This is a genomic window from Klebsiella sp. MISC125 (genome assembly GCF_051131775.1).
Lineage (GTDB): Bacteria > Pseudomonadota > Gammaproteobacteria > Enterobacterales > Enterobacteriaceae > Klebsiella.
This window is the reverse complement of record NZ_CP180448.1, coordinates 2,039,117-2,065,199: the sequence shown is the minus strand read 5'-3', so window position 1 is coordinate 2,065,199 and position 26,083 is coordinate 2,039,117. Positions and strand designations below refer to the sequence as shown.

Below are 26,083 nucleotides of genomic sequence, written 5' to 3'. Positions count from 1 at the left end.
ATTGCTGTTAGCATCAGGGCAAAACTGGATAAAAACACAGGGACGGTGATGAAAACGTTTATTTATCAGGATGAAAAGTCGCATAAATTCTGGGCTATTGAACAGCAAGGTAACGAACTGCACCTGAGCTGGGGCAAAGTCGGCACCAGCGGACAGAGTCAGATTAAAACCTTTGCCGATACGGTGGCCGCGACGAAGGCAGAACAAAAGTTAATCGGTGAGAAAACAAGAAAAGGTTACGCTGAAAACACATCGGCGGAAAAGCGCCCCGCCCAAAAGACCGCCAGCCCGCACAATGCTCGGCCCTGGCTCGCGGATGACGCTCCTGTACCATTAACGGTGGAGATTAATGGGTTTGCCTTCTGTCATCGTAGCCGTTTCGGCCCCTTTAATGCGTCACCGCTGGGAAATGATATATGGAAATTCATTAGCAATGATACGCTAGAAAAATATTCGTTGTCTCCGCTTTACTCTCACTTTCTCCCCTATGTGGCCTCATTGATAACCAACCAGGGCGTGATCGGGATAAGTCAACTCGCCAACGATTTAGACAAAAAAGACGCAAGGACCCAATTGCCAGAGTTTGATGCTGCCGACTATCTTACTAAATGGTTAGCAAAAACGAACCATCCGGATGCGCTTAGAATATTAATTCTTTGTGCCGGCAACAAAATTAAGCGTCTGGAACATTTAAGTAAAACCTGCCAAAAATATCCTCATGCGGCCATTGCCGCATATGCGTCGCTGCTGGCGAGCTATGAAGATCCGATCTGGCGCAGAGCGCTAACGGTACTCATCAGCGCTGACCCCACTCGGGTAGAGCAGGTCTTGCCATGGATTGACGCACACGCCACAGAAACGTTAACCACGACACAACCGCTTAGCGATTCATCAGCAGAATATGCCAGCCCGGAGACCCTACCAGAAATACTGGTATCCCCACCGTGGCTAAAGCAAAATCAAAAAAGCGCACCACCCGTATTCAAGCTATTGGTGCTCCCCGTCGTTTCTACGCTGAGCCTGACGCCGGCAATAGCGGAAGAACTCACTGGCTACGATTACAGTGATTACCAATCCCAATTCAATTACGCGGACCTACCGCCATTTGAAAGCTATCGTTGGGAAAAAGTGACAGAGCCATTCACCCCGGAACAAAACTTTCTGTGGCGCCTGGGATTTGAAAACTGGCAACAGTTAGACCCTGGCACATCGCAAAAAATGCCCATTCCGCAAAACGCCATCAATGCCCTGCAATGCAATGACTACGCCACCTTGATAAATGAATTCCATCAGTACACGGGTAAGCGGTATTCGCAATGGAAACTGCATCTGCTGGCCTGGATGCCGCGCGAGCAAGCATTGGCCCTACTGGATGCCTTAGCTGATGAACCTCACAAAGGCGAAGAGGGGATCTTGCCCATTTTTGGTATCGATGCCCTGCCAATATTTGTCCGTTATCTTAAACACGATCGCCAGTCGCTGTGGCCGTTTATCCCCTATTGCGGCACAACCGATTTGGCACTGCCGATGGCACAAAACTTCAGCCGCAAAAAAACGCTGCGCGAAGATGCCCGCAGCTGGTTACTTGAGTATCCCGAACATACCATTGCCGGATTATTGCCCGCAGCGCTAGGAAAAGCGTGCAAAGACAGGGACGACGCTCAACAAGCCTTGCGATTACTGGCCGATAACAATCACCGTTCTCTGATAACCCAAATAGCGCAGCGCTATCAACAACCGGAGATTATCGCCGCCCTGGGAGCCTTTCTCGACGTAAGGGATTTTCACGATTTCCCGGCGAAAATTCAGCCTCTACCTGAATTTTATCAATTTACACTGTGTCGCAGGCCACAGCTCAAAAGCACGGGTCTGCCGTTGCCAGATGACGCCATGCGTTACCTCGGCGATATGCTGAATTTCCCACGCGAAGTGAAACTTTACGCTGGGCTGAATACCGTAAAAAGCATCTGCACTCCGACATCTCTGGCTAACTTTGCCTGGGATCTTTTTAACGCTTGGATTGAAGCCGGAGGCCCCTCAAAAGCAAACTGGGGTTTCACGACATTAGCCTTTTTCGGTAATGACGATACCGCGCGAGCGCTGACGCCACTCATCCGCACCTGGCCTGGAGAATCACAGCATCAACGCGCAGCGCTTGGGCTGGATATTCTGGCGGAAATCGGCAGCGATATAGCCCTGATGCTGCTAAACGGCATCGCGCAAAAAATCAAATTTAAGGCCCTCCAGGAGGCCGCGCGCGAAAAGATCCAGCAAATTGCCGAACAGCGCAAGCTGACTATCGCCGAGCTGGAAGATCGCCTGGCTCCGGATCTCGACCTGGACGACAGCGGCTCTCTGACCCTCGACTTCGGCCCGCGCCGTTTTACCGTCAGCTTCGATGAAGCTCTCAAACCCTTTGTGCGCGACGAAAACGGCAGCCGCCTGAAAGACCTGCCGAAGCCCAACAAAAGCGATGACGAGACGCTGGCGACCGAAGCCGTCAGCCGCTACAAACAGTTGAAGAAAGATGCCCGCACCGTCGCCGCCCAACAAATCATGCGCCTGGAATCCGCCATGTGCCTGCGCCGCCGCTGGACGCAGGAGCAGTTCCGCCTGTTCCTCGTCGAGCATCCGCTGGTGCGCCACATCACCCGCCGCCTGGTATGGGGCGTCTATAGCGAAGAAAACACCCTGCTTACCTGCTTTCGCGTAGCCGAAGACAACAGCTACAGCGATGCCGAGGATAATCCGTTCAACCTGCCGGAAGGGCAAATCGGTATTCCGCACGTGCTGGAAATTTCTCCGCAGGACATCGCCGCCTTCGGCCAGCTGTTTGCCGACTACGAACTGCTGCCGCCGTTCCGCCAGCTCGATCGCAACCACTATAGCCTGACGGAAAGCGAATGCGACGCCATGGAGCTGAATCGGTGGAACGGGCGACAATGCCAGGCAGGCCGCATCGTCGGGCTTGAACGTAAAGGCTGGCAACGAATAGAAGAAAGCGGCAGCACCAGTGGGATGTATAAACCATCAGCCTGCGGCGAAATGATCCTGGAAATGGAGCCGTTTTCCCTGCTGTATGGAGAAACGGGGTACGACGAACTTATTCCGCTCGATACGGTGAAAATCGTCGCCAAAGGCGATATTTACTTCGGAAAACCAACTGTTGCCTTCGCCGCCCTCGACGCTATCACCGCCAGCGAGCTGATTAACGATATCGAATCACTGTTTGATTAAAAGGAATTGGTCATGAAAACGTTTGTTTATCAGGATGACAAATCGCACAAGTTCTGGACGGTGGAGCAGCAGGATAACGAACTACATCTGAACTGGGGCAAAGTCGGCACCAGCGGACAAAGCCAGATTAAGACCTTTGCTGATGCAACGGCGGCGGGTAAAGCCGAGCTAAAGCTGATTAACGAGAAGACAAAAAAAGGTTACGTAGAAGAGGCCGCAATGTCTGTATCCGGTCATGTCACGGCTAAACCTGATATGCCAGCGCTTGCAAAAATAACACCTGAACTCGCCCCAGCTCCTGCTGACGTCATCCTTCCTTGGCTGGCGGACGAGGCGCAGATAGCGCTGCCGCCGGAAGTGGCTCACGAAACGCTGAGCCACCGCAACTGGCCTGGCAATCCGGTACTGGTCGCCGATAAGCTCACCCGGCTGCACCGGCTGGCCTACAGCGTCCACCAGCGCTACAAGAAAACCGTCGTTTTCGATTACAGCGCCTGCACGCTGGAATGGCAACAGACGATCGCTCAGGCAACCACCCTGCTCGATTCGCCGATAACCACAGCGCTACCGCCTCAAGTTCTGGCGGTACTGGTCGCGCTAGAAACGCATTTTAATAATAAAGATATGCTGGAATTACCGGACCAAATCGTCCAGGAAGGGGGGCTGGAATATGCTACGGACGTTCTGATTGCGCTGCAATCCATTCAATTTGAATGGAATTACGTTGCCAACACCGTCATCTTTTTCCCCGCTCACGACGCCTCTGAAGACCGGCAAACCTATGCGGGTATCGAAATACGTCTGCGTAAACACCTGTCGCTGGCGAAAGAAGATGTGTGGCAGCGCTGCGCAGATAAACTGATTGCTGCGCTGGCAACAATGCCCTCCTGCCGCCAGCCGCTTGTTGCCGTCCTGTTGCCAGAAAAACCAGAAATCGCACACTGCATCGCCGAACGCCTTTGCGAGCAAAAAGGGTTGGATGCTCTGGAATGGCTAAAGCTAACGGCAACCGATACCCGGATGCTGGAAAAACTAGAAAAATATCAGCAGTTACAACTACTTGATGACTCCTATCAAGGAAAAATCCGCTGTGCGACCGTGTTACAGGAACAAGGGATTGCCGGACTGGCCCGCTTCGCACCCTATGCTCACGGCGACAACTGTGGCGAAGTGCTGATACATATTAACCACCCGCAAGCCCTTATGCTGCTGATCTGTGCCAGCGAGCGGGGCAAACGCGGACATGAACGTATGATGAAGGCCGGAAAGCGCTTCCCGCACGCCATGCTGGCAGCGCTGGCGGAACTGCTGGCGCAAAAAGAGGAAAAGCGCTGGCGCATGATGCTGATGACCCAGCTCAATACGCATCCTGAGCTGGTGGAGACGGTGCTGCCGTGGCTGTCGTCACCGGTTACTACGGTGCTAGAAGCTTGTCGGCGACAACTTAGCCAACGGGCCGACTGCGCCAACGCCGATATGCTACCAGCGATACTAGTCTCTCCACCGTGGATGACAAAAAAGTTAAAACAAAGCATACCCGAGCTATCCCTGGCAACTCTGCCACTGGAATCTATAGATAATCTTACCGAGGACCTGCGCCAAGAATGGTTATCACCAGACCTTTATGGAAATAAAGATGCTCATGAGGCCAGGTCAGCTAACCCAGAACGAATCGTTAATCTCCTGGGATTTAATATTCAGCGCCGCCCGCGCCCTCTTCCATCCAAGGCCATCGAAGCTTACCTGCATAACGATTATCCAACGCTCAAAGCAGAATTTAAAAAATTCTATACTGGATCGCTCGATCAACCTTACTGGCAGTTACATATCCTTCCCGGTCTGCCCGAGGAAACAGCGCTTAGTCTATGGAATGCCCTAGCGCATGAGCCTCACTTAGGTGAAAAACAGGTGATGGCGCATTTCAGCATTAATGCTATCCACGGCCTTACCGCCAGCCTTTCACGATATACGCAAAATATGGGTCTGGCGCTGTATTTTGGCGGGACTCCGTTAGCCCCACAAATCGCACATATCTTCTGCAATAGTAAAACCTGCCGAACAGAAGCCCGCGAGTGGCTGCTGAAATATCCGGAACATGCCATCACCGGCCTGCAGCCCGCTGCGCTGGGTAAAGCGGGCGAGGCGCAGGATAACGCCCGTCTGGCGCTGCGCCTGCTGGTGGATCACGGTCACCGACCGCTGCTTGAGGAAGTCGCCCGGCGCTACAATCAGCCGGAGGTACCGGAGGCCGTCAACGCTCTGCTCTCACTCGATCCGCTGGATAACCATCCGGCTAAAATCCCCGCCCTGCCGGCCTTTTATCAGCCCGCGCTGTGGACCCGTCCGCAACTCGCTAACGGCAAAGCCCTGCCTGATGACGCACTAAATCATCTCGGCGCAATGCTACGTTTTCCACAGGAGGAAGGGCTTTATCCTGGTTTATTGCAGGTAAAAGCCGCCTGCACCCCGGACTCGCTGGCGACCTTCGCCTGGGATCTGTTCGAGGCATGGCAGGCTGCTGGCGCACCGCCAAAAGAGGGCTGGGCTTTTAGCGCTCTGGGAGTTCTGGGCAACGACGACACCGCCCGCGCGCTGACGCCGCTAATCCGCGCCTGGCCGGGGGAGTCCCAGCATAAACGCGCTACCGTGGGGCTGGACATTCTTGCCGCCATCGGCACCGACATCGCCCTGATGCAGCTTAACGGCATCGCCCAGAAGCTGAAATTTAAGGCTTTGCAGGAGCGTGCACGAGCGAAAATTACCGATATCGCCGAGAGCCGAGAGCTGACCGTTGCTGAACTGGAAGACCGTCTCACCCCAGATCTGGGACTGGACGATAACGGCACCCTGACCCTCGACTTCGGCCCGCGCCGCTTTACCGTCAGCTTCGATGAAGCTCTCAAGCCGTTTGTTCGCGACGAAAACGGCAGCCGCCTGAAAGATCTGCCGAAACCCAACAAAAGCGATGACGAAACGCTGGCGGCCGCAGCGGTCAACCGCTATAAATCGCTGAAAAAGGACGCCCGCACCGTCGCCGCCCAGCAAATCATGCGCCTGGAATCCGCCATGTGCCTGCGCCGCCGCTGGACGCCGGAGCAGTTCCGCCTGTTCCTCGTCCAGCATCCGCTGGTGCGACACATCACCCGCCGCCTGGTATGGGGCGTCTATAGCGAAGAAAACACCCTGCTCACCTGCTTTCGCGTAGCCGAAGACAACAGCTACAGCGATGCGCAAGATAATCCGTTCCGCCTGCCGGAAGGGCAAATCGGTATTCCGCACGTGCTGGAAATTTCCCCGCAGGACGCCGCCGCCTTTGGGCAACTGTTCGCCGACTACGAACTGCTGCCGCCGTTCCGCCAGCTTGACCGCAACGGTTACCACTTAACTGCGGATGAACAGAACGCCGTTGACCTGACCCGCTGGGCCGGTCGCGGTTGTCCAAGTGGACGGGTGGCAGGGCTAGCGAATAAAGGCTGGCTGCGCGGCGCGCCGCAGGACGGCGGCTGGATCGGCTGGATGTTAAAACCGCTGGGCCAGTGGACGCTGGTACTGGAAATAGAAGACGGCTTTTCCGTGGACATGGCGCCGGATGAATTCAGCGCCGAACAGAAGCTGACCGGAGTCTGGCTGTCGCAGAAAGATGCCCACAACTACGGCTGGGGGCGCAACGGGCCGCAGAAAACACCGTTCTCCGTCCTGGCTCCCATCAGCATCAGCGAACTGATCAGCGATATCGAATCACTGTTTGATTAAAAGGAATTGGTCATGAAAACGTTTATTTATCAGGATGAAAAATCACATAAGTTCTGGACGGTGGAGCAGCAGGATAACGAACTGCATCTGAGCTGGGGCAAAGTCGGCACCAGCGGGCAAAGCCAGATTAAAACCTTCGACGATGCAACGGCGGCAAATAAAGCCGAGCTAAAGCTGATTAATGAGAAGACCAAAAAAGGCTATGTGGAAGACTGTGTCGCCGAAGCCTCAACTCCCGTTCCGGCCCAGCAGCCAGGCTCCGCCCCGTTAGCGGAAGTTGCTCCACACGAGACCGCTGCCAGCGCCGGTAGTCCGCCGTGGTTAAAGGATGATGAGCCGATTATTCTCGATCCGGGTTATGAAACCAACGCCTTTAGCCATCGCCGTTTCACCGATGAACCGCTCGACCCGGTTAATGAAGATTACACGCTGTGTGGAATGCTGAAAGCACAAGAGTTATGGACGCCTTGTTATCTCACCTGTCTGCAACATTTCGATGCCAGTGCCTGCCGTCCTGAATGGCAGCAAGCTCTGGAGGAAGCAATGCTACGCATCCAGCAGCAGCGACCTGAAGGCTCACTGCTCTCCGATGCCATTCTGACTCTCGCAAGATTCATCATCACACGCCCAATCCGCCTTGATATCTGGCTGGATAGTCTCGTGCAGCAGAGGGGGCTGGAGTACGCCACAGACTTAGTCATTGCCTTACAGCAAGTGCAGATGACCGATCAAACAAACTCCGATCCTGTGACAAACGATGCCATTGAGGATAGCTATGAGCAGCTCTTAATGGACCTGAAAAACGGCAAGCAGGCACAAGTATCTTCGCAACCTGTGATTACCCTGAGCCACAATATTACCGACCTGCGTTTTGAACACGGCTTCAGCGATATTGACTTTCATCTGCGCAAACACCTCTCCTTGGCCGATGAGTCCACCTGGCAGCGCTGCGCCGATAAACTCATCGCCGCCCTGCCATCGATTGCCCCGCGTCGTCGCCCGCTTATCGCCTTTCTGCTACCGGAAAAACCAGAAATCGCCAATCAGCTAGCGTTGGAACTGGTGCCCGATAACGACTTCCCCGAACTGGAGTGGTTGAATATCGTCGCTACCGATCCTCATGCGGTAGCTCTCCTGGAGAAATGCCGACATCTGGAACTGATTGCCAACTGGGGCAGCATAGGGCGACGTAGCTGTGTTGAAACCCTGCTGCGGGAAAAAGGGATCAGTGCTCTGCCGCGGCTAAAATCCTGGATATCCGCCTATCGGGTTAAGAGTGCACTTGAAGATGTCAATCATCCTCAGGCAATGGCGTTACTGATGACCAGCAACGAGAACAGGGACATTCGTCATCTGGAATATTTTACCGAAAAGCACCCTGAATCAGCCCTCTATGCGCTAACGCAAGCCCTGAGCAATGAAAAAAGCGCGCTCTATTTACGTCTCCTGAAACACGTTGTGCTCGGCAATCCTCTGGCTCTGAAAAATACGCTTCCCTGGCTGGCGGCGGAGCAACAACAGCTTCTGTTCAGCTACTTTCCGCAACTGGTCGCCACGAAAGAATTCGCCACCGCTAATGAATTACCATCAGTGCTAGTTTCCCCGCCGTGGCTGAATAAAAAGCAAACTATCGTGCTTCCAGTGCTGGCATTATTCCCCTTGTCGCTAACGCCTCTCGCAGACAACGCGCCGCGAAAATCGCAGGAAAACTCGCATTTCACTGCCGAGGAGATATTACAAAAATTAGGTGTCCAGCAAGGGTATGCGGGCGGCGCGAAAGACGCGTGGGATGCCGCCATTCAGGCGCTGAAGTGCGGCGACTATGAAACCATGCTGAAAAAAGGCAGCTACAACTACCTTAATTTAGCCGCACTGACGCACCTGCCTGCGGATCAGGCCATGGCCATCTGGAATATCGCCGCGCCGCTTTATCACCGTAATGCGGCAACGATGGTCGAATGGTTTGGTTTACCCACGTTACCCGGCCTGTTGCGTTTTATGGACACGTCACCTAAAGAGGCACTACCGTTGATGATGGGCTTTGGCGCAACGGAATTCGCGTTGCCGATAACGCATGCCTTTGCTCAGCTAAAATCGGTACACCTCCTGGCCCGATCCTGGCTGTTAAAATTCCCCGAACACGCCATTACGGGGCTGCTGCCCACCGTATTCGGCAAAGCGGGCCGCGAGCAAAATGACGCCCGGTTGGCGCTGCGCCTGCTGATAGATAATGGTTATCGCACCCTAGTTGAGCAGATCGCGCTGCGCTATGGCCAGCCGAAGGTCACTGCTGCCGTTACAGCGCTGTTAGACCGCGATCCACTGGATAATCTCCCGATCAAAATTCCACCGATCCCGGCGTGGTATCAGCCCGCCACGTGGCGCAGACCGGTGCTGAAAAGCAACGGCAAAGCGCTGGCGGACGAGGCAATACAGCACCTGTGCACCATGCTCGCCTTCCCGCGCGAAGAGATGCTCTACCCCGGCATCGTTCAGGTACTGGAGGCCTGCACGCCGCAGTCGCTGGCCGATTTTGCCTGGGACCTGTTTCAGAGCTGGGAAATCGTCAGCGGCTCCGCCAAAGATAACTGGGCCTTTCTGGCGCTGGGCATTTTCGGCAACGACGATACCGTGCGCCGCCTCACGCCGTTAATTCGCGCCTGGCCGGGCGAGTCCCAGCATAAACGCGCCACCGTGGGGCTGGACATTCTTGCCGCCATCGGCAGCGATATCGCCCTGATGCAGCTTAACGGCATCGCGCTGAAGCTGAAATTTAAAGCGCTCCAGCAATCTGCTCGCGAGAAAATCGCCAAGATTGCCGAGAGCCGCGAGCTAACCGTTGCCGAACTGGAAGATCGCCTGGCACCCGATCTCGACCTGGACGATAACGGCACCCTGACCCTCGACTTCGGTCCGCGCCGCTTTTCCGTCAGCTTCGATGAAGCCCTCAAGCCGTTTGTACGCGACGAAAATGGCAGCCGCCTGAAAGATCTACCGAAACCCAACAAAAGCGATGACGAAACGCGGGCAACGGAGGCGGTCAACCGCTACAAACTGCTGAAAAAAGATGCCCGCACCGTCGCCGCCCAACAAATCATGCGCCTGGAATCCGCCATGTGCCTGCGCCGCCGCTGGACGCAGGAGCAGTTCCGCCTGTTCCTCGTCGAGCATCCGCTGGTGCGCCACATCACCCGCCGCCTGGTATGGGGCGTCTATAGCGAAGAAAACACCCTGCTTACCTGCTTTCGCGTAGCCGAAGACAACAGCTACAGCGATGCCGAGGATAATCCGTTCAACCTGCCGGAAGGGCAAATCGGTATTCCGCACGTGCTGGAAATTTCTCCGCAGGACATCGCCGCCTTCGGCCAGCTGTTTGCCGATTACGAACTGCTGCCGCCGTTCCGCCAGCTTGACCGCAATTGTTATGCCCTGCGCGAAGCTGAACAGGCCAGCACAGATCTCCAGCGTTGGGCCGGACGTGAAGCCCTGAGCGGACGCGTGGCCGGGCTGGTCCATAAAGGCTGGCAACGAGGCGAAGCCCGCGACGCAGGCGGAGTCTATACCTTCTATAAACCCGTCGATGATGGCTATGTCGAGCTTGAAGTTATGCCAGGTTTCACGGTGGGATTATCGGTTGATCAGGTTAGCAAAACTCAGGAGTTGACGCATATTCAGCTTTGTAAACATGGATCCCGGAAAACAGTGTACCCATTCTCATCAATCGATATGATTACCGCTAGCGAGCTGATTAACGATATCGAATCACTGTTTGATTAAAAGGAATTGGTCATGAAAACATTTATTTATCACGACGAAAAATCTCACAAATTTTGGGCAGTAGAGCAGCAGGACAACGAGCTGCATTTGAGCTGGGGTAAGGTCGGCACCAGCGGCCAGAGTCAGATTAAAACCTTTGCCGATAGCGTCGCCGCCAGCAAGGCCGAACTGAAGCTGATTAACGAAAAAACCAAAAAAGGCTATGTTGAAGATACCGCCGCAGTGCAACCCACCGTTGCCAGCCAGCCTTCTAAGCCAGTCGCCACGACAGCATCCCCACAGCCGGAGCGCGTTCCCACGCCTGTTGACGTTACCCGCCCGTGGCTGGCGGACGATGCCGAATTGCCGTTGTCGGATGAACTCCTTGCGCAAGCGCTCCCTTCGCGCCTCTTCCCCGGCGAACCGATTACTACGCCTGAGGACAGTGAACTGATGGACCTCGGCAAAGAGATCCACAAACAATCCGGTAAAACCGTCACCTTCAATAGCGCCGACTGCTCCGCATACTGGCAGCAAGTCATCAATGAAGCTCTCACCGATGGCCAGCTATCACCAGCCGCGCTGGCGGTTCAGGTCGCCGTGGCAACTCGCCGTGGCTGGCGCAGTGGTGACAATCCCGAGCTGATGGACGAAATTGTTCACGTCTACGGGCTGGAATACGCCGTTGAAGTGTTTATCGCCCTACAGCACATTGAATTTGAATATAATTATCAAACCGTTCAGGTCACCTTTCTCGCAGAACCAGTATCGGCTCGTGGAGCGAATATGTTCGACGTTCGCCTGCGTGCGCATCTGGCCCTTGCCGATGAGCTACTCTGGCAGCGCTGCGTGGATAAACTCATTGCCGCATTGCCGGATATGCCTATCGGCCAGCAGCCGCTGGTCGCGTTATTGCTGCCGGAACGCCCGGATATCGCCCACGACATCGCCCGCCGGGTGCTGGCGCATAAAAATATCAGAACGGCAGAATGGCTGAAGCTGGTTGCCCGCGACCCGCAGGTCGTCAACGCACTGGAGCCTTACCAGGCAGAAAATGTTTTTAACGACTATTACCACGGCAGCGTCTGGAACGCGACGGTGATGCGCGAACAGGGAGTCGCCGGAATCTCCCGCTTTGCGCCCTACGTTCACGATGACCTGTGCGGCGAGCTGATAAGCTACGTTAATCATCCGCAGGCCCTGACGCAGCTGATCCGCGTGAGCGAACAAGGAAAACGCTGCCATGAACGGATGACACAAGCCTGCACCCGTTTCCCACATGCAGCACTGGCGGCATTGGCTGAGCTACTGGTGCATAAAGAAGAGAAACGCTGGCGCATTATGCTGATGACCCAGTTGAGCGCCCGACCGGAACGGGTCGCACAGGTCGCGCCGTGGATCTCCTCGCAGGCCGCGGCGCTGCTGGAAACCTGCCAGAAGCAACTCAATCAGCAGGCCGACTGCGCCAGTGACGATATGCTGCCGTCGGTGCTGGTTTCCCCACCGTGGGCGACGAAGAAGAAAAAATCGCCGATTCCCCAACTGGATTTATCACCGCTGGCCTTAGACCCGGTCTGTATGCTGACGGAAGAGGCGGGCAAGCAGCTTCTCGAACAACGTAGCTGGTATGCCCACCAGGTGGAACTGGGCAAAAAAGAAGATGGAAAGGAGTACCTGTCGCGCTTAGGCTTCCGATACTGGAGCCAGAACCACAATCGCTATGAACACGCCTCCGATGCCGCTGCCGATGCCTGGCAACGGCAGGATTACCCGGAGCTGATCGCAGAATTTAAAAACACTCGCGCTTCTTATCTCCGGGAAGAATGGAATCTTTATATGCTCGCCGCGCTGCCGCCTGCGAAGGCAACTCAAGCCTGGAACATACTCAGCAAAGAGCCGCACACCGGCGCGGAATACGTGATGACGTATCTGCGTCTTGCCGGACTGCCGGGCTTTATGCATTCTCTCTCACGTTACCCGCAAGAGAACTTATCCGTCGCTATCTGGTTTGCCGCCAGTGAACTGGCCCCGATGGTCGCCCGCGCCTTTAACAAACTTAAAACGCTGCGCGATGTTGCCCGCGAGTGGCTGCTGGCCTATCCGGAGCATGCCATTACCGGCCTGCTGCCCGCTGCCTTTGGTAAAGCAGGCGAAGCGCAGGACAGTGCGCGTCTGGCGCTACGTCTGCTGATAGATAACGGCCATCAGCCTCTGCTTGAGCAGGTCGCACAGCGCTACAATCAGCCGGAGGTGATGGAGGCCGTTAACGCCCTACTCTCACTCGATCCGCTGGATAACCATCCGACCAAAATTCCAGCCCTGCCTGCGTTTTACCAACCCGCATTCTGGACGCGCCCGCAGCTGCGAGAAAACGGCCTGGCTCTCCCGGACGCAGCATTAAAATCGCTCGGCGAAATGCTGCGCTTCCCGGCAGAAGAAGGCATTTACCCCGGCTTACAGCAGGTGAAAGATCTCTGCACTGCCGAGTCACTCGCCGCCTTCGCCTGGGACCTGTTCAGCGCCTGGCAAACCGCCGGAGCGCCATCCAAAGAGGGCTGGGCCTTTAGCGCGCTGGGAATTCTCGGCAACGACGACACCGCCCGAGCGCTCACGCCGCTGATCCGCGTCTGGCCAGGTGAATCCCAGCATAAACGCGCCACGGTCGGGTTAGATATTCTCGCCGCGATCGGCACGGATATCGCCCTGATGCAGCTTAACGGCATCGCTCAGAAGCTGAAGTTCAAGGCCCTGCAGGAGCGCGCGCGGGAAAAAATCGGCGATATCGCCGAAAGTCGCGAACTGACCGTTGCCGAGCTGGAAGACCGCCTCGCTCCGGATCTCGGATTGAACGATGATGGAACGTTAACCCTCGATTTTGGCCCGCGGCGCTTTATCGTTAGCTTTGATGAGGCGCTCAAGCCGTTCGTGCGCGATGAAAGCGGCAGTCGTCTGAAAGACCTGCCAAAACCCAATAAGAGTGATGATGACACGCAGGCAACAGAGTCAGTTAATCGCTACAAAGCCCTGAAAAAAGACGCCCGCACCATTGCCGCCCAGCAGATCGCGCGAATGGAATCCGCCATGTGCCAGCGCCGACGCTGGACGCCGGAGAACTTCCACCTGTTCCTGGTGAGCCATCCTCTGGTGCGCCATCTTACCCGTCGCCTGGTATGGGGCGTCTATGGTGCTGACAACAAACTGCTGGCCTGCTTCCGCGTTGCCGAAGACAACAGTTACAGCACCGCCGATGACGATCTCTTTACCCTGCCGGACGACGAGATCCGCATCGGTATTCCGCACGTGCTGGAAATGCCTGCGGGAGACGCCGCCGCCTTCGGTCAACTGTTCGCCGATTACGAACTGCTGCCACCGTTCCGTCAGCTCGATCGCAACTGCTACACCCTGACGCCCGCTGAACTTTCTGCTTCTGAGCTAACCCGCTGGGCCGGGCGCAAGTGTCCAAGCGGCCGGGTAATGGGGCTGGCGAATAAAGGCTGGCTGCGCGGCGACCCACAGGATGCAGGCTGGATTGGCTGGATGCTCAAACCGCTGGGACAGTGGACGCTGGTGATGGAAATCGACGAAGGCTTCGCGGTGGGCATGTCGCCGGACGAGCTGAGCGCCGAGCAGCTGTTAAGTGAAATCTGGCTATGGGAAGGCAAAGCGCACCAGTACGGCTGGGGCAGCAACGGCCCGCAAAAAGCAACGTTTTCCGTACTGGATAGTGTCAGCGCCAGCGAACTGATTAACGACATTGACACGCTATTTGAATAGAACAAGGAACGTTTATGCACAACGCAGTAACCCCACCGTGGCTGGCGGATGACGCGCAGCTGGAATTGACCTTTAAAAAGGGCAAAGAGCCGTTAAGCCACCGGCGCTGGCCGGGCGAGCCGGTGCCGCTGGTTGAAGAGGGGCGTATTCAAGCGCTGGCGAACGATATTCCTGGACGGTATCAGCATATTCGGGTTCTCACCTGGGACTATGAAAAATGCACGCCGGAGTGGCAGCAAGAGATTGCCCTGGCCATCCGCTATGTGGGCGAAGCAAAACCGGCGATGCCCGCGCGGGCGCTGGCTGTACTCACCCGGCTGGCGGAAGACGATAGCTCTGAGCTGCTGGATGAGATCGTGCAGCTGCACGGCGTCGAGTACGCGACTGAGGTGGTGATTGCGCGTCAGAATATCGCAATGAATCATAACGGTCTCCAGCCGCCCAATATCCTCTTTTTCCACCCCGATAAAGATTACGGCTTTCGCTCTGGAACCCATTTCGATAGACGTCTGCGAAAACATCTGTCGCTGGCGAAAGAAGATATCTGGCAGCGCTGCGCCGACAAACTTGTTGCCGCTATTCCTGATGTTCCGCTGGATAGTCAGCCCTTTATCGCGCTGCTGCTGCCTGAACGACCAGAGATCGCCAATAAAATGGCTGAAATGCGCTCTCAGAGATCGGGCCTGCCATCGAAGGAGTGGTTAAAAGTCGTTGCCACCGATCCCACGGCATTGATGGCCCTGGAGGGATATGATGCGTGCGATGTCTTTATCGACCGCGAAGCCAGCGATATGTACTCCGAAAACCGCTACGGCTATGCCGCCTGCGCGGCGGTTTTACGCGAACAGGGGCTGGCTGCGGTCGCCCGGCTGGCGATGTATGCACACCGGGACGATTGCGGCAGCCTGCTAGCGCAAATCAACTATCCGCAGGTTATCCGGCTATTGCTGCTGGTGGCGGACAAAAACAAACCCAGCCAGGAGCGCGTCGCGAAGTTTGCCAAAAAATTCCCCGCCTCGACGCTGGCAGCGCTGGCGGAACTGCTGGCGCTGCCGATACCGCCCGCTCGCCCCGGATATCCTCATATCGAAGAGAAAAAACTCTCGCAAAAGCAGAAAAAACGCGCTGAGGGCTGGCGCATGCTGCTTCAGGCGTTGCTAAATACGCATCCGCAGCTGGCTGAAGAAGTCAGTCCCTGGCTAAGCGCGCAGGCGCAGGAACTTCTGGTGACGTACCAGCAATCGATTTCTTCAGGTGTCACAACGATCACCGATAGCGCCAGCCTGCCGGAGATCCTGCTCTCGCCGCCGTGGCGCGGCAAAAAGAAAAAAGCTGCAAGCCCGCGCTTTGAGCTTCCCGTACTCCAGGTTGCGCCGCAGGAATACTGGCAACAGGGGGAAAGAGAGGCGCTGGCCACCAGCAAGCCAGCCTGTTTCTTTAACGACCTGCCGCTGCCTGAGCGCCTTAGCCGTAAAGGGGGCGTTGTATTACAAGAGCTGGGCTTTGAGGACATGGATTATCTGTTCCATCAATATACGTTGAATGGGCGGCAAGGGCATTTGGGATCATCGTATAGCGTCTACAGTAATAAAACGGGATGGTGTGAAGCTGCCGTTAAGGCACTGCACAGCGGTAATAGCGAGGTGCTGCTGCAGGCCTGGCGAGACTATCTTGACGAAGGCTATAAACCCAACGACTGCTGGAATCTTTATCTGCTGATGCAGTTGCCCCGCGAGCAGGCTGTGACGCTATGGCAGCGCATCAATGAAGAGAATTTCAAATTCGTTGGGGCCGAATACCTGTTGAGCATCCTCGGGACGGATGCCCTGCCCGGCTTGCATCTGGCGCTTCAGCATCGGCCAAAAGAGATCTTTCCGCTGCTGATTCATATCGGTGCGACGGAACTGGCGCTACCGGTCGCCCGCCTCTGGCGACGTTTCCAGGCGCAGAGCAACCTCGCCCGCGAGTGGCTACTGCAATGGCCGGAACACGCCGCCACCGCGCTAATCCCGCAGGCGTTCGACAAAGCGGGCGATAACCGCGAAGCGGCGATTAACGCCCTGCGCTTGCTATACCAGCAAGGTCACGAAGCGCTGCTGCAAACGGTCGCCCTGCGCTGGAACGAACCGCAGCTGTGGGCGGCCCTGAAACTACTCCTGACGCAGGACCCGCTGGACAACTACCCGACCCGGACGCCGAAAGCGCCAGACTTCTGGCAGCCCGCGCTCTGGCGCAGGCCACGACTGATTGGCAACGACCAGCCGCTAACCGACGAGGCGCTGGAGATCCTTGGCGAGATGCTGCGCTTCGCCCAGGGTGGCCATCATTACTGCGGACTGGATATTGTCAAAGCCGCCTGTCAGCCCCAGTCGCTGGCCACTTTTGCCTGGGATCTGTTTAACGCCTGGCAAAGCGCAGGGGCTCCCGCCAAAGAGAACTGGGCATTTCAGACGCTGGGTATCTTCGGTGATGAAAGCACCGTACGCTGTCTGACTGCGTTAATCCTCGCCTGGCCGCAGGAGGGGAAATCGGCACGCGCCGCCAGCGGGCTGCATCTCCTCACCCGCATCGGCAGCGATATGTCATTACTCCAGCTGCACCATGTTTCACTGCGCGCCAAATCGCGCCCGCTGCGCGAGAGCGCGGAACAGTATCTTAAAGAGGTTGCCGAAGCGCGCGACCTGAGCGAAGAGCAACTGCAAGACCGGCTGACGCCGACGCTGGGGCTGGACGACGCCAGTGCGCTGACCTTTGACTTTGGTACCCGTAGCTTTAGCGTGCGCTTTGATGAAAACCTGCTGCCGGTGATATACGACCAGCAGGGAGCGCGGCAAAAAAGTATTCCGCGCCTGCGCGCCGAGGATGAGCAGACCAAAGCCGCAGAAGCGCTGGCCCGACTGAAAGGTCTGAAAAAAGATGCGACCCAGGTAGCCAAACGTCTGCTGCCGCACCTGGAAAGTGCGCTACGGCTGGCACGGCGCTGGAGTCGAACTGAGTTTCAGGCGCTGTTTGTCGACCACCCGCTGACCAGCCATCTGACCCGGCGCTTAGTGTGGGGAGTTTACGCAGCGAATGAACCACGACGTCTGCTCAACGCCTTTCGCGTCGCAGCAGAGGGCGAATTCTGCGATAGCCAGGATGAATCCATCACGCTGCCGGAGAATGCCGTGTTCGGCATCGCCCATCCATTGGAAATGGGTGATGAAACGCGCGCGGCGTTCGAACAAATCCTCAACGACTACCTGCTGTTGCAGCCATTCCGTCAGCTGGCGCGCCGGACGGTGCTGCTGTGTGGGGAAGAAGCAACGCGAAGCAAGCTAACTCGCTGGCAGGGCAAATCAACCACCTGCGGACAGCTGTTGGGGATTCGCAGCCGGGGCTGGTGGCAAGGTAGCGAAAGCTATTTCTGTTACGATGTTGCTCAGCATCGGCTGATACTGGAAATCACGCCGGGGTTTGTTCACTACAGCATAGACGCTAAAGCCCCTCAGCAGTTTGGCGCGATAACGCTCTATTACGGCGAACAACCCGTTGCATTCTCCCGGCTCGATCCTCAGGATCTCAGCGAAGCGCTAAACACAATAGAGATTATTTCCCGCTAGTGTGACAAACGTGGTGAGTCAATTAGCAACAATATTCGACTCACCACATGAGTCGAATATTGACTTTTTAGCTCCACTTACCGAACGCGCCTTTGTGACCTCAGAATACGCAGGGAGATATTGCGCTAAATATAACTCTTTAAGGAAGAAATATGTCACCACAGGAAAAACATCTTCAGCGCCCGCCGGCTGCCGTACTGTATGCCGACGAACTCGCGCGGCTTAAGCAGGATGACTCGCTCCCTTGCCCGCCCGGCTGGCAGTTGAGCCTGCCGGCGGCGCGGACTTTCATCCTTGGCGATAGCGATCGCAATATTAGCCGCAAGGTGGTTATCAGTCCCGCCGCCGTCGAACGGATGCTGGTAACCCTGGCGACCGGGCGCGGCCTGATGCTGGTGGGCGAACCGGGAACCGCGAAATCACTGCTCTCCGAGCTGCTGGCCACCGCCGTTTGCGGCGACGCCGGGCTCACTATCCAGGGCGGCGCGGCCATTACGGAAGATCAAATCAAATACGCGTGGAACTATGCATTACTGATAAACCAGGGGCCGTCGACACAGGCGCTGGTGCCCGCCCCGCTGTATCAGGGAATGCGCGACGGTAAAATCGTTCGCTTTGAAGAGATCACCCGCACCCCGCTGGAAGTTCAGGACTGCCTGCTGGGGATGCTTTCCGATCGCGTAATGGCGATCCCGGAACTGACCGGCGATGACAGCCAGCTGTACGCCCGCGCCGGATTTAATATTATCGCCACCGCCAACACCCGCGATCGCGGAGTTAACGAAATGAGCGCGGCGCTGAAACGCCGCTTCGACTTCGAAACCGTCTTTCCGATTATGGATTTTCAGCAGGAGCTGGAGCTGGTGGCCAGCGCCTCGGCCCGGCTGCTGGAGCATAGCGGCATCCCGTATAAAGTGCCCGATGCCGTGCTGGAGCTGCTGGTGCATACCTTCCGCGATCTGCGCGCCGACGGTGGCAAGAAAACATCAATGGATACCCTCAACGCCATTATGTCCACCGCCGAAGCGGTTAACGTCGCCCACGCCGTCGGGGTGCGGGCGTGGTTTTTAGCCAGCCGTGCCGGGGAGCCCGCCGATCTGGTGGATTGCATCGCCGGGACCATCATTAAAGATAATGAAGATGACCGCGCCCGCCTGCGTCGCTATTTTGAACAACGCGTCGGCACGCATAAAGAAGCCCACTGGCAGGCCTATTATCAAGCCCGTCACCGCCTGCCGTGAGGGAACACGCATGCCTGAGCAGCCGTTAATTATCGGCATTCGTCATCACAGCCCGGCTTGCGCCAGGCTGGTGAAGGAACAGATTGAACAAACGCGTCCGCGCTACGTATTGATTGAAGGCCCAGCGGATTTTAATCATCGGCTGGATGAGCTGTTTTTACCTCATCAGTTGCCCATCGCCATCTACAGCTACTGCCAGCATCAGGACGGCGGCACGGCCGGGCGCGGAGCCTGGACGCCGTTCGCTGAATTTTCTCCGGAATGGCAGGCGCTGCTGGCCGCACGCGCAACCGGGGCGCACGTCCGATTTATCGATCTGCCGGTGTGGGCGCAGAGTGAGGACGATGAAGACGTTCCTGACGCTCGCCGCGCCGATGACCAGCAGCGCCTGCTCCAGGCCAGCGGGATGGAGAATACCGATACCCTGTGGGATCACCTGTTTGAAGACGAAACCCAGCGCGCTGACCTGAAGCAGGCGCTGGAGACTTACTTTATCCGCCTGCGCGGCGACGAAAGCGGTGGTGAAAACAACCACCAGCGCGAAGTCTTTATGGCCCGCTGGCTGGCATGGGCGATGGGGCAAAATGACGGCGCGGTAGTGGTGGTGTGCGGCGGTTGGCATGCCCCGGCGCTGGCCGCGCAATGGCGAAACTGCCCGGCGCAAACGCAGGAGCCTGAATGCCCGCCTTCGCCGACGCCCGAGGCCATCACCGGCTGCTATCTGACGCCCTATAGCGAAAAGCGCCTGGACGTGCTGGCAGGCTATCTTTCCGGGATGCCCGCGCCGGTGTGGCAGAAATGGTGCTGGCAGCTCGGTCAGCAGCAGGCTGGTGAACAGCTGCTGAAAACCCTTCTCACCTGTTTACGCCAGCGTCGCCTGCCCGCCTCCACGGCCGATCTCGCCGCCGCCCATCTACGCGCCATGGCGCTGGCGCAGCTTCGCGGTCACGCCCAGCCGCTACGTTGCGACTGGCTTGATGCGCTGGCGGGGTCGCTGATTAAAGAAGCGCTGAACGCCCGGCTGCCATGGAGCTATCGCGGCGTGATTCATCCGGATACCGACCCGATCCTGCTGACAATGGTCGATGCGTTGGCAGGTTCTGGCTTCGGCAAGCTGGCGTCGGGAACACCGCAGCCCCCGCTACCGCTGGATGTGGAGCACGAGCTGGCCCGGGTCGGTATTACCCTGTCCGGTAGCCTGACCCTCAACCGCTTTGAACCCGGCGAGCTTGCGAAAAGTCAGGTACTGCATCGGCTGGCCATCCTCGATATTCCAGGGATCCGGCGGCGACAGGGCAGCGCAATGACGCTTTCCGGCGACGGCGAAGAATGCTGGTCGCTGTTTCGTCCGCTGGAACAGCATGCCGCGCTGATTGAAGCCGCCTGCTACGGTGCCTCCCTGGCAGAGGCCGCGCGCCAGCGGCTTGAGGTAGACATGCTGGATTCCATCGGCATCCGTGGCCTGGCCGCCAGCCTGAACCAGGCGGCACTGGCGGGGCTATCTACCTTCAGCCAGCAGATGCTGGATCAGTTGGCGCAGCTTATTGCCCGGGAGAGCCAGTTCGCCGAAATGGGCCCGGCGCTGGAGGTGCTTTACGCACTGTGGCGTCTGGACGATATCAGCGGTATGCAAGATGCCGTGGTGCTGCAAACTACGCTCTGCGCGGCGCTTGACAGGACGCTATGGCTCTGCGAGTCCAGCGGCGTTGCCGAAGAGGCGCAGTTTCATGCCCATCTACATAGCTGGCAGACGCTGTGCCATATTCTGCGCGATATGCAAAACGGCAGCGTTTTACCCGGGGTGTCGCTCAGTGCCGCCCTGGCCTTATTTGAACGGCGTATGAGAGCGTTCGATGCCGCCCCGCTCGACCGCGGCGCGGCGCTCGGCGCACTGCTTCGCCTTGAGCATCCCGCTGCAACTGCTGAAGCGGCCCTGACGTTATTGGCGCAGTTGCCGTCGCAGCGGCTGGGGGAAGCTGTACACGGCATGCTGGCGCTAGCCCGCCATCAGTTGACCTGCCAGCCCGCGTTTATCGCCGGATTCAGCGAATTGCTTTCTCGGTTGGCAGAAGATGAGTTCATTCTCGCCCTGCCGGATTTACGCGCGGCGATGGCCTGGCTGCCACCACGCGAACGCGGTGCGCTGGCGCGTCAGGTACTCGATCACTATCACATGACCATGCTGCCGACGCAGGTGCTTCAGGCACCGATCCCCTGTTCGCCGGAACGCTTTACTCGTCATCAGCAGCTAGAACAGCAGGCGCTGGCAGCGCTGCAGCACTGGGGAATTCGCTAATGCATACGCTATCCGATCTTCTGACCACCCGTGAACTCCAGCGCTGGCGGCTGATTTTAGGCGAAGCCGCCGAAAACAGCCTTGGCGGGCTCGATGAACGCGCCTGCCAAATGGACCAGGCGCTGGAGTGGCTATATGGCCGCGACCCTGAACGCCTACAGCGCGGCGAACGCCAGGGCGGGCTGGAGGGCTCGAACCTGACGACGCCCGAGTGGATCAACGCCATCCATACGCTTTTTCCGCAACAGGTCATCGAACGACTCGAGAGTGATGCGGTGCTGCGCTACGGCATTGATGAGGTAGTGACTAATCTGGAGGTGCTGGAACGCATCGAACCTTCCGAAAGCCTGCTGCGTGCAGTGCTGCATACCAAACATTTGATGAACCCGGATGTACTGAACGCCGCCCGCAAGCTGGTGCGTCAGGTGGTCGAGCAAATCATGGCCCGGCTGGCAAAAGAGGTTCGCCAGGCCTTTTCCGGCGTACGCGACCGTCAGCGTCCCTCGCGCATCCCGCTGGCGCGCAATTTCGACTTCAAAAACACTCTGCGCGCTAACCTGAAGCACTGGGACCCGCAGCGCGGCAAACTGTACATTGAATCACCGAAGTTTATCAGCCGCATTAAGCGCCATAGCGAAAAATGGCAGTTGGTTTTGCTGGTCGATCAGAGCGGTTCGATGGTGGATTCCGTTATTCATTCCGCCGTCATGGCGGCCTGTTTGTGGCAACTACCGGGTATCCGCACTCACCTGGTGGCCTTTGATACCAGCGTGGTAGATCTCACCGCCGACGTCGCCGACCCGGTCGAGTTGCTGATGAAAGTCCAGCTTGGCGGCGGTACCAACATCGCCCAGGCGGTGGAGTATGCCCGGCAGCTCATTGAACAGCCGCAAAAAAGCGTCATCGTGCTGGTGAGCGATTTTTTTGAAGGCGGCGCGACATCCCTGTTGATTCACCAGGTGAAGCAGAGCGTACAAAGCGGTATCAAGGTCCTCGGGCTGGCGGCCTTAGACAATACGGCATCGCCCTGTTATGACCACGAGATGGCTCAGTCTCTGGTTAATGTTGGGGCACAAATCGCCGCGATGACCCCCGGTGAACTGGCTGCCTGGCTAGCGGAGAATTTGCAATCATGATGCCTTTACGCCCTGAATTACTCGAGCTTACGCAGCAGGCGCTGATGGCGCTGAGCAATGCCGGATTCGTTAAACGCAGTATCAAAGAGCTGGATAGCGGTAATATTCCCGAGCTGGAGCAGGATGATGCTGGTACGCTCACCGCTCTGTTTAACGATGGAGTCCGCACCCGGCTGGCAAAGGACCAGGCGCTGAAAGAGTCCAGTTGCACCTGCGGCGCCAGCGGCATGTGCCGCCATCGCGTGATGCTGGTGCTGAGCTATCAGCGCGCCAATGTCAGCGACGACGTACCCGAAGAGGCGACGGAAAATACCGAGCGCTGGCATCCTGGATTGTGGCAGGAAGAGCTGGCGACCCTACCCGACGCCGTCCGTAAGCGGGCGCAGCAGTTAGCGGATAAAGGGTTAGCTGTGGAGCTGTTTTGCTTACCTGGCGAAATGCCTTCGGCAAAGCTGCCAATGAGCGATGTGCGTTTTTACTCCCGCAGCAGCATCCGCTTTGCCCGCTGCGATTGTGTGGAAGGATCGCTATGCGAACATGTGGCGCTTGCGGTACAGGCATTTACCGACGCCGAAGCCCAGCAGCCCGGCTTTACTCATCTGGTCTGGCAAACCCGCAGCCGCAAGGTCGCCGCCAGCGGGGGTCCGTTTGATACCCCGGAGGGCGAAGCCTGCCGGCACAGCCTCCAGCAGCTAAGCCACCTTCTGTGGCAAGGCGGTATCAGCCAGCCGCCGATCAATCTTGACGCCGCGTTTACCCGCGCACAGCGTGCAGCGCATGCAGCCAACTGGCGCTGGGTCGTCGGGGCGCTTGAAGAGGTTCGCCAGAGCGTCGATGCGTTCCAGCAGCGTGCCAGCTATTATCACCCCGCGCAGCTACTCGCTCAGCTCGCCGGTCTTAACGCCCGCCTTGAGAGCGCCGGGCACATGGCGCAACTTGCCGTTCCGCCTCTGCCGTGGCGCACTATCGTCGGTCTGGGCGTTGCCGGTGAGGCACAGCTCGACCACGTGCGGCTTATCTCTTTAGGCATGCGCAGCTGGCAGGATAATCGCCAGTATGGTTTACGCATCTGGTTTAGCGATCCGGACACCGGCAGCATCCTGCATTTATCGCGCAGCTGGCCGCTGGCTGAACGGGTGCAAAGCCCGGCATGGCAGCGTCGCCTGTTTACTTTTCAGGCTGGGGCGCTGGCGGGCGGGCAAATCATTTCCCAATCTGCGCGGCGTAATGCCAATGGCGAACTGCTGCTGGGCACACGCCACCGCCTGAGCAGCAACGTTCCGCTCACCCCGGACGCCTGGCTTATGCTCAATGCGCCACTGCGCCAGCCGGGCGTGGCGGCGCTGCGCGAATATCTGCACCAGCGCGCCCCGGCCTGCGTACGTCCGCTCAACCAGGTGGATAATTTATTTATTTTGCCGATTGAGGCGTGCCTTGCCGTGGGCTGGGATGCGGCGCGGCAAACGCTGGATGCGCAGGTTATCAGCGGCGTGGGGCAAGATAATCTTCTGCATCTGTCGCTCCCCGCTTCCGCCAGCGCGCCTTATGCCGTTGAGCGAATGGCGGTGCTGCTGGGGCAAGAAGACGATCCTGTGGTGATGGTTTCCGGGATGGTCACGTTTAGTCATGGACAGCTCACCCTGGAACCGCTGGTGATGATGACCCGCTCGCGGGCCTGGGCGCTGGATGCCGAACCGCAACCCGCAGGGCCGTTGCCCGCCGCCGATTTCTCCCCGGCGGTATCTCAGACGGGATTGCTTTTACAGCGTTGCCAGGAGGTGTTAATCCAACTCCTGCATAATGGTCTACGCTACCAACAACAGAACCTTTTTCGCGAAGCGAGTACGCTGGCCGATGAACTGGCGGAGCAAGGCTTTAACCAGCTGGCTCGTTTGCTGCGCCAGCTGCATGAGAATAAATCAGCCACACCAGACAACACATTGAATACGTTAGCTTTACTCTATCTACAGCTGCAAATGGCACAATATTAAACAAAGGGAATCGTTATGCAATTCAACCGCAAGATCGTCACTATCCTGAGCGCAACCGTGTTGCTGGCGGCGCTGGTCGGGTGCGATAACAAAAAAGACGAGGTTAAAGCCTTTAGCAACACCATGAACGGCGTTGAGCTGACGTTCACCTATCACTACAAAGGGGACATCGTGACGCGTCAGGATGCGGACAACACCATTCCTTATAAATCACTCGGGGTGACTAACGAAGAGCAGGCGCGCAAGATTATCGACCCCATCGGTGCGGCTTACGGCAGCATTAAAGGCGTCACGCACAAGGTGGACTATAAGGAGAGCTACGCACAGGAGCATCTCTCCATCGACTTTAATCAGGTCAAAATCAGCGACCTGTGCAAACTGCCAGGTGCTAGTTTTACCGATTGCGCGCAAAAGTTTATTTCGCTTAGCGAGTCGGAAAAAATGCTGACGTCGCAGGGATTTAAAGAGGTGAAATAACGTCAATTCCCGGCTTGCGCTGCGCTGAGCCGGGCTACAGGTTTACAGTTGTCTGCGGGCCGGTAGCCCGGACAGGCGCGGCAAGCGCCGCCTCCGGGGAATGCGCCAGGTTGATGCATCGGAGCCGTTTCTTCCCGGTGGCGCTGCGCTGACCGGGCTACAGGCTCACAGTTGTCTGCGGGCCGGTAGCCCGGACAGGCGCGGCAAGCGCCGCCTCCGGGGAATGCGCCAGGTTGATGCATCGGGGCCGTTTCTTCCCGGTGGGCTGTGCCTTCGGGTAGCCCGGCTAAGGCGTTTACGCCGCAAGCCGGGGAAGCATATCAGGATTTCGCGTGCGCGCGTTCGGTCAGGCCGCGCAGGAAGTAACGCAGGAACTGGTCACCGCATTCACGGTAGTTTTTATGGTCCGGCGCGCGCATCATGGCGGTGATCTCCGGCATTGAAACGCGGAATTTCTGCTGGGTAAGGATAGCGAGAATGTCATCAGTCTTCAGGGAGAAGGCGATACGCAGTTTTTTCAGCACGATGTTATTATTCACCCGGCGCTCAACCGCCAGCGGCGGTGCGGATTCATCTTTACCGCGTTTGTCGTAAATCAGGCCATTGAGGAAGTTCGCCAGCACGATGTCCGGGCAGCGCGCAAACCCTTCTTCGTCTTCTTTTTTCAGCCACGGTACCAGTTGCTCTGCACTCACCGGCGCATCTGCCAGAGTAAAAATGCGCACCAGGCCGTTATTGTTGGTTTTCAGGATGTAGCGCAGGCTACGTAAGATATCGTTACTGATCATAATGCCTTCATGATGAAAAATTCTGGCGCTAA

General features: G+C 57.3%; 10 protein-coding genes and 2 pseudogenes. 11 read left to right on the top strand and 1 reads right to left on the bottom strand.

The window, feature by feature from the left end; translation table 11 throughout:
• Window positions 1-48 precede the first annotated feature (48 nt).
• From ACMYSL_RS09765 to ACMYSL_RS09715, 11 genes and pseudogenes are all read left to right on the top strand, one after another.
• Window positions 49-441: pseudogene (locus ACMYSL_RS09765) on the top strand (WGR domain-containing protein); the annotation flags it as partial.
• 876 nt (window positions 442-1,317) lie between these two features.
• Window positions 1,318-3,237, top strand: a pseudogene (locus ACMYSL_RS09760) (DUF4132 domain-containing protein); the annotation flags it as partial.
• Window positions 3,238-3,249: 12 nt separating this feature from the next.
• Entirely contained in the window at window positions 3,250-6,990 is a 3,741-nt protein-coding gene (locus tag ACMYSL_RS09755; RefSeq protein WP_434662449.1) for a DUF4132 domain-containing protein, read from the top strand.
• A 12-nt stretch (window positions 6,991-7,002) separates the two neighbouring features.
• Window positions 7,003-10,767, top strand: coding sequence for a DUF4132 domain-containing protein (locus tag ACMYSL_RS09750; protein ID WP_434662447.1), 3,765 nt, complete (start codon window positions 7,003-7,005; stop codon window positions 10,765-10,767).
• A gap of 12 nt (window positions 10,768-10,779) precedes the next feature.
• On the top strand, window positions 10,780-14,520 hold the full coding sequence (locus ACMYSL_RS09745; RefSeq protein WP_434662444.1) for a DUF4132 domain-containing protein: 3,741 nt from the start codon (window positions 10,780-10,782) through the stop codon (window positions 14,518-14,520).
• Window positions 14,521-14,534: 14 nt separating this feature from the next.
• Window positions 14,535-18,122 (top strand): DUF4132 domain-containing protein, encoded by a 3,588-nt coding sequence (locus ACMYSL_RS09740; RefSeq protein WP_434662442.1) that lies wholly within the window; start codon window positions 14,535-14,537, stop codon window positions 18,120-18,122.
• Window positions 18,123-18,274: 152 nt separating this feature from the next.
• Entirely contained in the window at window positions 18,275-19,363 is a 1,089-nt protein-coding gene (locus ACMYSL_RS09735) for an ATP-binding protein (protein WP_434662439.1), read from the top strand.
• A gap of 10 nt (window positions 19,364-19,373) precedes the next feature.
• Window positions 19,374-21,659, top strand: coding sequence for a DUF5682 family protein (locus ACMYSL_RS09730; protein WP_434662436.1), 2,286 nt, complete (start codon window positions 19,374-19,376; stop codon window positions 21,657-21,659).
• Complete coding sequence (locus ACMYSL_RS09725) at window positions 21,659-22,795, top strand: VWA domain-containing protein (protein WP_434662434.1); 1,137 nt, start codon at window positions 21,659-21,661, stop codon at window positions 22,793-22,795. Before ACMYSL_RS09730 ends, ACMYSL_RS09725 begins: the two co-directional genes overlap by 1 nt.
• Window positions 22,792-24,786: an SWIM zinc finger family protein gene (locus tag ACMYSL_RS09720; protein WP_434662431.1), complete on the top strand. Its 1,995-nt coding sequence runs from the start codon at window positions 22,792-22,794 to the stop codon at window positions 24,784-24,786. The genes ACMYSL_RS09725 and ACMYSL_RS09720 overlap by 4 nt, the downstream gene beginning before the upstream one ends.
• A gap of 15 nt (window positions 24,787-24,801) precedes the next feature.
• Window positions 24,802-25,263, top strand: coding sequence for a YehR family lipoprotein (locus ACMYSL_RS09715; RefSeq protein ID WP_110277434.1), 462 nt, complete (start codon window positions 24,802-24,804; stop codon window positions 25,261-25,263).
• Between the two features lie 320 nt (window positions 25,264-25,583).
• On the opposite strand, the gene ACMYSL_RS09710 is transcribed toward ACMYSL_RS09715, so the two are convergent.
• Window positions 25,584-26,051, bottom strand: coding sequence for a DUF1456 family protein (locus ACMYSL_RS09710; RefSeq protein WP_110277433.1), 468 nt, complete (start codon window positions 26,049-26,051; stop codon window positions 25,584-25,586).
• Window positions 26,052-26,083: the final 32 nt, after the last annotated feature.